This window comes from Lysinibacillus sp. NPDC056185, from assembly GCF_047737915.1.
Lineage (GTDB): Bacteria > Bacillota > Bacilli > Bacillales_A > Planococcaceae > Lysinibacillus.
The window spans coordinates 39189-52588 of sequence record NZ_JBLLLQ010000031.1; the positions used below are offsets into that span (position 1 = coordinate 39189).

The window sequence follows — 13400 nt, forward strand, 5'->3', positions numbered from 1 at the left end:
GAGTAACTGACTTTTGTGGAGTAGTTGCTTAACCGTAAACCATTGACAGTCTCCTTTATGTTAACAATTCGTTGATCGCTCGCAGTAGTACTTACATATTGATCTTCAGTGGGTTTACCTTATTGCAGTTATTTGTAGTTGCCTATGTCTCTCTTAGTTTAAAGAAATGTCCATCGAAATATCAAGTGATAGGGATTATTGGTACACTTATGGGTCTTTGACTCCTACTAACGAACGCTTCATTTGATTTTTTGTTAGTCAGTAGTAAAGCCCTATTGCGGGAGTAGCGGTTGGTTTTACTTTTGCCTTCTCACATTGTACCCTGCACGTATGGTGAAAGAATGGAACGTACTACTTGTTGTCGGATGGGGAATGCTGATAGGGGATTTACATTAGAGACTAATTGTTGCAATTGGAGTCAAATCAGTGGTTTTTGTGCTATTTTTAAGTTGAGACAAGTATTGCTAACAGCGATGGTTATTTCAGTTATCGTGTTTGGTACATCGTTAGATTTTTGGCAATTAGTTATGCTTGTTTGTGTAACATGGCTTTCTGTAGGTAGAGGAAAAGCATAAAAATACTATCTGCACAGGAGTTCTTTACTATGTTTGAAATTTATGGAACTTCTTTGCGAAGAGCAAGGGGGAAGAATGTGAAAGAGATTTTTTCCTATGTAAAGCCATATAAATGGACTGCATTTATCGCGTTTTGTTTAATGCTGTTGGAATTGTTTGTGGAGCTCGCTCAGCCACTGATCATGGCTAAAATCATAGATGATGGAGTACGAGCTCAAAACCAAGGGATGATTTGGCAATGGGGTATTGTTTTACTTGGCTTATCTTTCGTAGCCTTTATAGCTGGTGTCGTTAATTCGTATTTTTCATCGCATACTGCACAGAGTTTCTCCTATGATTTACGAAATGTATTGTTTGAAAAAATACAATCCTTTACATTAACCACTTATCAAAAATTCCCAACAGCATCTCTTATTACAAGGTTAACGAATGATGTGACACAAGTTCAGACGGTGTTGTTTATGAGTTTGCGTATTATGCTTCGTGCACCACTTGCCGTTGTTGGTAGCATCGTTATGGCCTTTGTTGTCAATGCTAAATTAGCGTTGTTTTTAGTGATTGGCGCACCGATTATTTTGATTTTTCTTATATTTATGGTGGCAAAAGGCGTGTCTTATTTTGGACGTGTGCAAAAGAGAGTAGATCGTTTGAATCGAGTACTACAGGAAAATTTACAGGCTATTCGATTGGTGAAAGCATACTTACGTGGTGCCTATGAAGCCTCTCGCTTTGATGAAGTTGCCTCACGCTTAAAAATAGATACTGTAAAGGCTCTACGCACAATGGAGTATATTATGCCTGTGCTGTTATTCATTATGAATATGAGTCTACTTGCAGTATTGTGGTTTGGGACAAAACAAATAGCTTCAGGTACAACACCACTTGGAGATGTAGTTGCCATTGTCAATTATGCAATGCGTATGACAGGCTCGTTTTCGATGTTTGCCTTTATTATTATTTTTTATGCACGTGCCAAAGCCTCTGCAGAGCGTATGGCAGAAGTTCTTTCAACTGAAAATGAGATTGAGCTACCATCATCTTCAGAGAAAACGTCTAAAGATTTGAGTTTTGGAGAATTAGCTTTTGAGCATGTTAGCTTTACTTATCCTGGGGAAGACTCGCCTGTACTATCCGATGTAAGCTTCCGAGTGACATCTGGTGAAAAGCTTGCCATTATGGGGGCAACAGGTGCAGGGAAATCAACGCTGTTACAGCTTATTCCACGTTTCTATGATGTCACAGAAGGCACAATAGTAGTTGAGGGGAAAGATGTACAGCAATGGGATTTACAAGAACTGCGTGAAATCATCGGCTATGTTCCACAACAATCGTTATTATTTACAGGAAGCATTGCTGATAATGTTCGTTGGGGTGATGCAGAGGCTGAAATGGATGCAGTACTACAGGCTACAATGCAAGCGCAAATCCATGCTTCTGTGGAGGATTTCCCAAGTGGCTACGAAACAAAAGTCGGTCAGAAGGGTGTCAATCTTTCAGGCGGTCAAAAACAAAGATTATCGATTGCAAGAGCGTTATTAAGAAAAGGGCATATATTAATGCTTGATGATAGTACAAGTGCACTTGATGTTAAAACGGAGCAGGCATTATGGGAAGCATTGAGTGAGGAACAAGCAACGATGCTAGTAGTCACTCAAAAAATTCGGACAGCTAAAGGTGCAGATCGCATCTTACTTATTGATGCAGGAAAAGTGGTCGCATACGGGACGCATGAAGAGCTTTTACAAACGTCAGTGCTTTATAAAAAAATCGCAATCTCTCAACAGGAGGTGGAGGAATAATGGGATTTTTCCAAAAGCCTTTTGGCTATGAGCCGATTTTGACGAAAGATGATGTGAAGCAAGTTGTTAAGAAAAAGAAGGGACCTCGCGCGACAGATTGGAAAAGCACACTACTACGTTTATGGAAAATAGTCGATGAACAACGTGTACTACTAATTATTGTGCTGTTACTTGTCTTGGCGAGTTCCATTTTGTCTCTTCTTGGGCCGTATTTAATCGGTAAAATGATTGACATGTACGTAACGCATGGAGAGCTTGCAGGACTTGAGAAGGGGATTATGCTGTTAATCGGCATTTATGCTCTTTTAGCAATATCATTATTTTTGCAAAACTATTGGATGATTGGTGTTGCCCAACAAACGATTTATAGATTACGAACGAGTGTATTTGCTCATTTCCAAAGGCTGCCGATTGCCTTTTTTGATCGTCGTCAGCATGGAGAATTAATGAGTCGGATGACGAATGATATTGAAGCAGTTAGCTCAACATTAAATAGCTCCTTTATCCAAGTGTTTTCTAGTGTAGTAACGCTTACGGGAACGGTGATTATCATGCTAAGTTTAAGCCCTTTACTAACGGTATTAACGATGACCATTATACCGATTATGTTTTGGGCAATGCGTTGGATCACACGGAGAACGGCACCTTTGTTTAAAGAACAGCAAGCTGCCATAGGAGCTCTGAATGGCATGATTGAAGAAACAATTTCGGGTCAGAGAATTGTCAAAGCTTTCTCACAAGAAGAACGTATGAAAGAGGAATTCCGCGAAAAAAGTTTACGCTTAAAAAGTACTGGCTTTTGGGCACAGACATACTCTGGGTATATCCCAAAGGTCATGAACTTTTTAAACAATATGAGCTTTACAATTGTAGCTGGTATTGGCGGTGTACTTGCTTTTTACGGGCATGTATCAATTGGCGTAATTGTTATTTTCACAGAATACGCAAGGCAATTTACACGACCTTTAAATGATTTGGCCAATCAATTTAATACCGTACTGTCTGCGATTGCTGGTGCTGAGCGTGTATTTGCATTACTGGATGAACAGCCTGAGGAGGAAGTTGCTTCCGCACAGAAGCATAAACTATTAGGGCAAGTGAGCTTTCAACATGTGTACTTTAAATATGAGCAAGCAGAGGAAGCTTACATTTTGAAGGACATTAATTTTAACGTGGAGCCCGGACAAACGGTAGCTCTTGTTGGGGCTACTGGGGCAGGAAAAACTACGATCTTGCAGCTTATTGCAAGATTTTATGAAGTATCAAAGGGCGAGGTTTTATTTGATGGTGTAAACGTTCAGCAAATAGAACGACAAGCATTGCGCTCGCAAATGGCCTTTGTATTACAGGATCCGTTTTTGTTTGAAGCATCTGTACGTGAAAATATCCGTTATGGTCGATTAGATGCTAGCGATGAAGAGATAGGGGAAGCGGCGAAGCGTGCGAATGCACATGACTTTATTATGACGCTAAAGGATGGCTATGACACAGTACTTGCCGCAGATGGCAGTGGAATTTCGCAAGGCCAAAAGCAGTTATTGTCAATAGCAAGAGCATTGATTGCTGATCCGAAAATATTGTTGTTGGATGAGGCGACAAGCAGTATTGATACTGTTACGGAGCTTGCGATACAAGATGCTCTAGATGTGTTAATGCAAGGACGCACAAGCTTTGTTATTGCTCACCGTTTAAATACAGTGCACAATGCTGATATTGTGCTTGTTATGCACAAAGGTGAATTAGTTGAAGCAGGTCCTCAACAAAAATTAATGGAATCCGGTGGCATCTATGCGCAGATGTTACAATCTTCATCCCATCATCTTGATGAGTAGGGTGAACGAAACGATGTAGGTATAAATTTCATTCCTCAAACATAAGAAAGAGTGATTCCGAAATTTTTGGGATTGCTCTTTTTTAGTTGGAATATAGCATATCATTTTAAATTTTAAATGTAATTTATCTATAAAAATAGTATAATTATGGATAATGACAAATGGAAAATAGAGGTTTATTATTCACCGATAGAAGATTTATTGATGATATTTTGCTTAGGTGAGGGAGCGACTAGACGTTAATTCGCAGTAGAAATCGGATCTTCAGATAAATGGCCGTGTATAAAAATACACACCTAATTCTAGTAACTTTCAGTCATTATAACCGTCAATAATCATATAAAACTTTTAATTTCACTATATTTAAAGTGAAATTGTTAATAATTAGAAGTATCAAATTTATTTTGTTGCAAGATTATTTTCTTTCTTGCTACAATAGGGCAATAGTCTATACAAGAACGGAGTAAATGATGAATATTTCAGTGATGACAGTGTCTTTTCCGTTAGATGGGGAAACATTAAATGAATTAAAAATATTGTGTGAAGAAGCGACCACACATGATTATCGTGTATATGAGACTGCTATGGGTTTGCCTATGGCGAGTTCCTTTGAATCGAAGGGCTTTATGGTACTTGCATATGAAGATGACAAAGATGTATTAGTTGGTGCAGCTAGTGCAATAGATTTAATGGGGCTGCATACATATGAATGGTCTTTAGTTGTAACACCTAAGTACCGTCAAAATGGAATAGGAACCGCTTTAGTAGAAGCTTTACAGGCCGGCCTCGAAGATCGTGGGGCAGAAGGTCAATTGGCGGTAGTGATAGATGGCTCACCTTGTGGACACAAGTTTATTGAAAAGAAAGGCTTTACATATAGCTTTTCAGAGGCCACTTTAGAAACAAGAGCAGAGTCAGTAGAATTAAAGAATGATATCGAAATCATTCCTTATACAGATGAACAGGCAGAGCTGATTGCTATTTATAGTGCAGCGTTTGGAGACCTACCTGAAGAATCTGAGGAGCTAATCGCTTTTAATACATCAACGACTGGAAGAAAGCTATGGGTAGCGCGTAAAGATGGCGAAGTTGTTGGAACTGTGACGACTGCCCAGGAAAATGAAATTCAATGGGTAACAGCATTGGCAGTTCATCCAAACTGTGAGGGGCAAGGGATTGGTACTGCGATGCTGTCATTTTCCAAAGATTATGCGAGCAAAATTGGAGTCAAATTCGTCATGCTCGATGTAGAAATTGACAATCGAAAGGCGCTTTCTGTTTATGAGAAGGCCGGCTTTATGAAGGCTCAACAAATAGACTATTATGTAAAACACTAAGTGAAGAGTGAGGAGTGTGCTTTGTGCATCGCTCCTCACTTTTTTTGTTTAAAAATGAAGTTCAGACATCTAAGCAATAAAGGTTGTGGAGAATTTTCAGATGGAGATAGGTGAACGACATAAAAGGAAAGGAAAGTCTTTTGAAGGAAATCCAGGGAACTATCATTCAAACCCATAATATATGGTCGGAAATGTGATTCTAATAATTCAAGTAAAAAGTTTATCAAAATATGTTCAAAAGTGAGCAAAGATTGATTTGCATCTTTTTCTGGAAGGTTTTATGTTTAATAAAAGATAAAAGGAATCCTTTTTGTTTTGATTCAAGGATGGAATAATTTTTCAAAAACAGTATGAAAATGGAGGTTTTTAATCAGTCTGTTGCTAGGAATATAGAAGGTGGTAACGTTCAACCTGCGATGTAATATTTAAAAAAAACCTAATAGTAACGATAACCATTTATAATACCCGTTAAAAAACTTAAACAAAGCGTGAATTTTATGATAATTCACTCGAAATTTGCCATTATCAAATTATGTTAAGAAAGCAACAAAAGTTGATTTTTATTGTGTTGTAAAATACGTTACAATCGGTAACTGCAAGTGATGAAAAGAAAAAAAGAATTAAAAGAGAAAAAATAGGTTTAAAGAAGTTCGGATTAAGGTATATGTTAAGTGTAAAAAGTAAACAAACTAGTATTTTTGGTAATAATAGTGACGTTTCTAACTATTTCTTTTTCATCTAATGCTAAATTGTAAGCCCTTGATTCGGAAAGGATCCATCGTCTATTGGCAAGAAAAAATCCTCAAATGAGGGACGTATCTTATTGAAGAATAACATTTTCTGGATTGTTATTTACCGTACCAGCATTTTATCTGATACGTAAATATAAATAAAAATACAATGAGAAATAAGAGGATAATTAAATGGAAATGAGGCCCTTTTTTACTTTAAAAATGTAATTTTATTACAAATTATTTAAAAAATAGTTGATTTGTAATTCGACTATTTTGTAGGAAGTGTTATTTATCGTATTAGCATTTTATCTGATACGTAAATATAAAAAAATACATGAAAGGAAAATTTAACTATTGAAGAAAAAGGCTATGCAAGTTGCAGCAATCGCTATTGTACTAAGTGGTATGGCTATTTCATCGCTATTTGCTTCAGCAGAAGAAAAAGAATATGTGTCGAATGGAGTGGTGACATTTATTCCGAATGAAGATACGCAAGGCCCGGTAGATCCAACTGATCCAGATCCAGAGAAGCCAGTAGATCCAGTAGATCCGATTGATCCGGGAGTACCACCAGGCCCAGGAACTGGCGGCCCATTAGGCATTGATTTTGTATCGAATCTCGATTTTGGTATTAATGAAATCTCGAACAAAAATAAGATTTATTATGCGAATGCACAGTTTATACGTTCTGGTGGGGAAAGTAAATATGTACCGAACTATGTGCAAATCTCAGATAGTCGCGGATTAAATGCCGGATGGACATTAACTGTTAAACAAGAAGATCAGTTTTCTAATGCCAACACGCAAAATAAAAAATTAACTGGAGCGCAAATCAAATTTGAAAGTCCGGCTGTCACAGGTAAAACACAGGTGACACCGCCAAAAGCTGAAGAAATTACGTTAGTTCCTGGGACTGATTCACTTGTCATGTCAGCAGGCCCAAATGAAGGGGCTGGCCTTTGGGTAAACCTTTGGGGGACAGTAGATGAGATGACGAATGCTGAAGGGCAAAAAGTACAAAAAAACAAAGCAATTTCCCTTTCTATTCCGGGGAAAACTCCAAAAGATACTGTTACATACAGTACAAAATTAACCTGGAACTTATCGGATGTTCCAGGTAACAAATAATAATAAAGGATGATGAAACATGAAAATCAATACTAATTTAAAAGCACTAGGCGTAGCGACAACAATGTTAACAGGTTTGGTGTTAGGAGGAAGCGTCACTTCTTATGCAGCAAATGGTGGCGTGTATGATTCGAAAGCAATTATCGAATTTAAACCAGCTGATAATATCATAACACCACCAGTAGATCCAACTGATCCAGGTAATCCAGGTCCAATAGATCCAATAGATCCAACTGATCCAAACGGTCCAAAACCAGGAACACCTGGTCCATTAAGCATTGACTATGCTTCTAGTTTAGACTTCGGTAAGCCAAAAATTACTTCCACCAATCAAGTTTACAAAGCAAAAGCGCAACAATTTAAAAAAGAAAGTCGTGGCGACGGTCCGAACTATGTTCAAGTGACAGATAGTCGTGGTACAGAAGAAGGTTGGTCACTGCAGGTGAAACAGGACGGGCAATTCAAGAGCACTTCAGGTAAATTACTGACGGGTGCTGAAATTACTTTTAATAAAGCTTGGGTGAATACAGTCTCTACCTCTCCAAAACCATCTATTGCAAAATCTTCATTTAGTTTAAAACCGGATGGAACTGGTGTAGCCGAAAATATTATGTCTGCTAAAGCAGGAGAAGGCTCCGGTACTTACGTCTTAGTATTTGGTGATGACAATACAGCGGCAGATAGTATTGAACTTTCTGTCCCGGGTTCAACGACAAAATATGCAGAAAAATATGCTACGTCATTAACATGGACACTGACAGACGTACCAGGACAAGAATAATAAAAAATCATGATGGGACCTATCATAAAAGTAAAAATAGTATCCTATCATGTCATTGCAATATTGCAAGATACAGGTAAAAACCCGTATAAACTCCTGCTAATTCAATTTACAACAAGCGCGAATTAAAGTGTAGCGACAGGAATATCACTCCTTCGTGACATCCTGTTGCTCATAGCGGGAAGCATTGCGGGTTTTTACCAATAAATTTAAATCTTTGATGACTTTTAAGTAGTAAGGATGGTAAAAAATATGAAGAAAAATACGTTATTGACCATAATCGGACTATTGATGGTAAGCCTGTGGTTAACACCCTTTGCGTCTGCATCTGAATTTAATTTTGGTGTGTATACCGTCATTCCAGACAATCAAATAGATAAACAAAAATCTTATTTCAATCTAAAAATGGAGCCTAATCAAAAGCAGACATTAACGATTCAATTAAAAAATAATACAGAAGAGGATGTCGTCATTGAGCCGATCATTCATTCAGCTACAACGAATATTAATGGAGTTGTAGAGTACGGCCCTACAAGTGTTGAACGTGATTCTTCATTGCCATATGAATTAGGAGATTTAATAGAAACAGAGAAGGTAGTTACAATTCCAGCTAAGGGAAGTAAGGATTTACAGTTACATGTAACGATGCCAGAAGAAGAATTCGATGGAATTTTAGCGGGCGGTATTACATTAGAAGAGAAGGAAGCAGCGTCAAAAAATACCAAAGAATCATCTAAAGGTTTAAGTATTGAAAATAAATATGCTTATGTAGTTGGTATTACCCTGCAAGAAACGGTTGAAGTAGTGAAGCAAGATTTACAATTACACGATGTTAAAGCTGGACAAGTGAATGCGCGTAACGTCATTAATGCTACGCTTCAAAATCCAACGGCAACGTATTTAAACCGTTTTGAGGTGGATGCGGAAGTTACGAAAAAAGGTAAGAAAGAGGTGCTCTATGAGGCGAAAAAACAAGACATGCAAATGGCGCCAAATTCAAACTTTAAATATCCGATTTCACTAGATGGTGAAAAATTCAAATCTGGAACTTATACGTTACATGTAAAGGCTAAGTCGAGCAAAGAATCATGGGAATTTGAGAAGGATTTTACCATTAAAGCAGAAGAAGTACAGCAATTTAACGCAACAGATGTATCTATTGAAGGTCCGAATTATCTAGCGTATTTGGTAGGATTGTTAATTTTGCTAGTAGCAGGGTTACTATTCTATATAGTTTATAGCAAAAAGAAGCAGAAGAAACAACAAGAAGAAATGAATAATTAATTGATCAAACATACGCCTTTGTTCTTGAAGTAGCTGTACCGGTTACTTTGCTGACTCTTCGTTTTAGAAAAATTATACACCAATTTATGTTTCTGAGGTGCAGAATAGAGGCGTGTATCAGTTAACGCTGATTACGACAAGCTTTTAATAGCGATTGGTTTTTTAGCAAGTGAATCAATAAAAATTCAGATGAATCACTTGTTAAAAATTAAAAAAATAATTTGAAAAAATGAGAAGATGAGCAAAGTGATCAGTATTCGGTTAGCTTCATTGTTCGTTATGAAGCTGCTTAACATATAAAAAGGTCGGTGAAAAGAAAATATGCGGAAAATAGTAATATCGATATTAGTTTTTGTTCTAGTCTTTTCCGAGCTGAATGTATTTATAGCAGAAACAATTGTGAGTGATCCAACAGAGCCGGAAATTGAATGTGAGGAACAACTAGAATCAGACGACGAGGAAAATATAACTACTGAATGTAAGGAACCAGAGACTGAAAATAGCGAAGATTCAACAACTGAAGGTAAGGAAAAGCCAGAGACTGAAAATGGCGAAGATCCAACAACTGAAGGTAAGGAACAGCCAGAGTCTGAAAATGGGGAAGATCTTACAACTGAAGGTGAGAAAGAGCCAGAGACAGAGCCAGAGACAGAGACAGAGAATGGTGAAGCTCCAACAACTGAAGGAGAAGAGCAGCCAGAATCTGAAAATGAAGAAAATCTTGCAAATGCATGTGAGAGTCAATCAGAGTCTGAAAGTGAAGAAAATCTAACAACTGTTGGAGAGGAACGGCTAGAGTCTAAAGATGAAGAAAATATAGCAATTGACTGTGAGGAAGAGTTTTATCTTGAAGAAGAACTAGTAACAGAAGAAGGACAGCTAGGGTCTAACAGTGAAGAAGAACTAGTAACTGAAGAAGAGGAACAGCTAGGGTCTAACAGTGAAGAAGAACCAGTAACTGAAGAAGAGGAACAGCTAGGGTCTAACAGTGAAGAAGAACCAGCAATTGAAGGAGAGGAACCAAAAGATTTAGATAGTGAAGAAAATTCAGCACCTAAATGTAAAAATTTTTCTCCAAAATCTTATCCTTTGGGACCACCAGTAAGTAGAGTTGGTCCAATCGGTGAGATTGATTTTTCAAAGTTGGATGAGGATGATCCTAATGAATTAGAAAGATTTACACAAATGGAAACAAATAAGGGGGTTGAATTTCCAGTAAGAGATAAAAGTGGAAGAGCTGAGTACCTGTATTTCGGGGATCTTAACAATACGCGGTCAGTTAACTCATTGGAAGATGAGGAGTCTTATATAGCCTATGGTGATGATTGGTCCCGTCCGTTGCCAACCATGGATACAACACTTGCCAGTGTAGTGGATAGACACAAGGATGGAATAAAGTATATACAGGCAGAAAATTTTGTAATAGCGACAGCTCTAGACAAGAAACCAGATTCAGCAAATGGTATCGTAACATATTATTATAACAAAGGGATAGCTTCCGATCCATCGTGGGAAGGTAATGGACTTGTGATTGCTCATGGGAATAGTGAGGACGATAACGCAAGGTTTCAATCTGGACATATGCCAATACTAAAACTATTTAAAAATGAAGAGACACATGAGTTGATTGCTTATGCAGCTGTAATTGTCTATTATCCCCTTAGTGGATATAAAGTAGATGGATATGTAAAAATTAAAATGCAGCCGGTGGGTGATATTAAAGGGCGTATTAATATAAGTATGAAATATTGGAAATTAAACAGTACGTGGCCCATTACAAATTTTGCTTATTCGGTTCATATGGATATTGGCGGGAAGCACGAAGAAAGTAGGCTATTTTCGTTAGGAAATGATGAAGGGTTTTACTTTTATGAGAAGAGACTGAAAGACGGTGACGGTACAAGTTATGCTCTTACTTTCTTCCGTGATGGTTTTGCGAATCCACCAGCTGAATTTAAAGGAGTTGGTGATAACCCGAATTATAAACCATTCAGTCAAGCAGGTAAAGATGGTATCTATTATAATAGTCCATATTATAATAGATTGAATTCGCCGGGTTATCCTGAAAATGACATTGACGCAAATACTATGTATAAATTTGAGCCACACCCAGGTTGGTCATTAAGATGGGAACCTAAAGCTCAAGGATATGGAGAAGTTATTGAAGCGAATCTTGAGGTGGCCGTTACTGACAGGCCGGATGCTGCGCCAGTCTTGCAATTAGACAATGATGGCGAATATACAGATAATGGTTATCGTATTACAGGAACATGGAAAGATAAAGACAGTGATACGGTCAGTCTTTATTATATGATAGATAGTAGTGAGCCTAAGAAAGTCGGAGATTATAAAAATGAAAATTTAAATACAGATGCTCCGTGGGAACTCATAATTCAGAGTGATGAATGGGAAGAGGGATTAGATCACGAGATTTCTGTATATGTGATGGACGAAGTGGATCTGGAATCTAATATCGAAACGATAAAACTCCGCCCAAAACTAACTGTTGTAGAACGAGTGTTTGATGAAGGCGGTAAAGAAGCAGAGGAAGTCGCACCAGAAGAAACGTTAAGCTATAGTATTTTAGTAGATACCGGGTATATTACGTATGATACAGGTAAATATGATCAAGTTAACATTACCCAAACATATGATACACGTCATTTAAAATCACCAGCAGACTTAAAAGTAATTGATGAAGACGGAAAAGATGTTGGTAAAGCCACATACAATGAATCTTCAAATGTAATTGAAGCAAGTCTGAATACTGATGCTGACTTACTGCGTTCTAAGAAAATATACGTTACGTATAATGCTACAGTGAAAGAAGATGCTGTAACGGAAGAAGAGATTGTAGGCCAGGCAACAGTATCTGGAACATATAGTAATAAAGATGAATTCAAAGGGACATCAAATGAAGTGAGAACTGTAATTGCTGCCGTGTTGAAGTTCGATTCGGTACCTAAAGTTATCGATTTTGGAGAAAATCTAGTGATTTCATCACGAACTAAAAAGTATCAGCCAATCAAGCTCGATATGCCTTTAGCTGTAAAAGATACTCGTACGCAATTTTCGGAAAAGTCACATTCTTGGACCGTGGTGGCTAAGCTTAATAAGCCGTTAATAGGGAAGAAAACAGATGCTAAATTAGATAGTTTACTTTACCGTTATAATGGGAAGGATTCATTCCTTACTAAAGATACCTCAGCAGAGATCTATACAAAGAAAACAACAGATAATCGTCGAACAGTCGATATTTCCGATACATGGAGTGAAGATGGGGACGGACTTTATCTAGAAGTGCCAGCTGGAAAGGCAAGAGCTGATGCTTTTGAAGGATCAATCACGTGGATGCTTCAGGATGTACCGCCTAACGAATAAATCTAGTGAAGTTTTGAAAGCTACTAAAGTGTATCAAACATGAATTGAACCTTATAAAGTAGACAGTTTAATAAAAAGGGATTGCCGTACTATGCGGCATTTAGATGACTTCGATGCTTGGAGTCATCTTTTTTTGTCTCAGGCTCTTTTTGTTTAATTTTTTAATAGAAATTATGAAGAAATGATATTTTAGATAATAATAAAACATTAAATTAACTTCAAATTGTGAGTCTAATATTAAATTATTTCTTAACCATTATAATAGGAAGATTATCGATAAAGTAAAAAACTATGCAATTTTTTCAGGAAAAATGTTGACCTTTTTGAATTAAAAGTGTAGTATTATACAAGTCGTTAAGACAGCTGCTGAAAAACAATTAAAGTAAATTAGTTGTTGACGTAGAGTTTGCGACATGATATTATATAAAAGTTGCTGTTGAAGAAATGGTAACGAAATGAACCTTGAAAACTGAACAAGCAAAACGTAATCAATAAAGTTTTTAGTAGCTAACCTTGAGTTGGTGAACGAAACAAAATTTTGGACATCAA

Annotated in this window: 8 protein-coding genes; all 8 read left to right on the plus strand. The window is 37.3% G+C overall.

Going from position 1 to position 13400, the window contains the following annotated elements; genetic code table 11:
* Positions 1-341 precede the first annotated feature (341 nt).
* The 8 genes from ACMZ42_RS22270 to ACMZ42_RS22305 all read left to right on the plus strand — a co-directional run bounded on the left by ACMZ42_RS22270 (position 342) and on the right by ACMZ42_RS22305 (position 12851).
* Positions 342-575, plus strand: a complete 234-nt coding sequence (locus ACMZ42_RS22270) for a hypothetical protein (protein ID WP_415732809.1) — start codon at positions 342-344, stop codon at positions 573-575.
* Between the two features lie 77 nt (positions 576-652).
* Entirely contained in the window at positions 653-2374 is a 1722-nt protein-coding gene (locus tag ACMZ42_RS22275) for an ABC transporter ATP-binding protein (RefSeq protein ID WP_415732810.1), read from the plus strand.
* On the plus strand, positions 2374-4206 hold the full coding sequence (locus ACMZ42_RS22280; RefSeq protein ID WP_415732811.1) for an ABC transporter ATP-binding protein: 1833 nt from the start codon (positions 2374-2376) through the stop codon (positions 4204-4206). The genes ACMZ42_RS22275 and ACMZ42_RS22280 overlap by 1 nt, the downstream gene beginning before the upstream one ends.
* A gap of 470 nt (positions 4207-4676) precedes the next feature.
* Positions 4677-5543 (plus strand): GNAT family N-acetyltransferase, encoded by an 867-nt coding sequence (locus tag ACMZ42_RS22285; protein WP_415732812.1) that lies wholly within the window; start codon positions 4677-4679, stop codon positions 5541-5543.
* 1088 nt (positions 5544-6631) lie between these two features.
* On the plus strand, positions 6632-7405 hold the full coding sequence (locus tag ACMZ42_RS22290; RefSeq protein WP_415732813.1) for a WxL domain-containing protein: 774 nt from the start codon (positions 6632-6634) through the stop codon (positions 7403-7405).
* 19 nt (positions 7406-7424) lie between these two features.
* A complete protein-coding gene (locus tag ACMZ42_RS22295) occupies positions 7425-8186 on the plus strand; it encodes a WxL domain-containing protein (RefSeq protein WP_415732814.1) in 762 nt (253 codons plus the stop codon).
* Positions 8187-8438: 252 nt separating this feature from the next.
* A complete protein-coding gene (locus ACMZ42_RS22300) occupies positions 8439-9470 on the plus strand; it encodes a DUF916 and DUF3324 domain-containing protein (RefSeq protein ID WP_415732815.1) in 1032 nt (343 codons plus the stop codon).
* Between the two features lie 321 nt (positions 9471-9791).
* Entirely contained in the window at positions 9792-12851 is a 3060-nt protein-coding gene (locus tag ACMZ42_RS22305; RefSeq protein ID WP_415732816.1) for a hypothetical protein, read from the plus strand.
* Positions 12852-13400 lie beyond the last annotated feature (549 nt).

Bases quoted from the DNA above. Each gene is read 5' to 3' on its own strand.
- ACMZ42_RS22270 (WP_415732809.1), top strand. From the start codon at position 342: ATGGAACGTACTACTTGTTGTCGGATGGGGAATGCTGATAGGGGATTT.
- ACMZ42_RS22280 (WP_415732811.1), top strand. From the start codon at position 2,374: ATGGGATTTTTCCAAAAGCCTTTTGGCTATGAGCCGATTTTGACGAAA.
- ACMZ42_RS22285 (WP_415732812.1), top strand. From the start codon at position 4,677: ATGAATATTTCAGTGATGACAGTGTCTTTTCCGTTAGATGGGGAAACA.
- ACMZ42_RS22295 (WP_415732814.1), top strand. From the start codon at position 7,425: ATGAAAATCAATACTAATTTAAAAGCACTAGGCGTAGCGACAACAATG.
- ACMZ42_RS22300 (WP_415732815.1), top strand. From the start codon at position 8,439: ATGAAGAAAAATACGTTATTGACCATAATCGGACTATTGATGGTAAGC.
- ACMZ42_RS22305 (WP_415732816.1), top strand. From the start codon at position 9,792: ATGCGGAAAATAGTAATATCGATATTAGTTTTTGTTCTAGTCTTTTCC.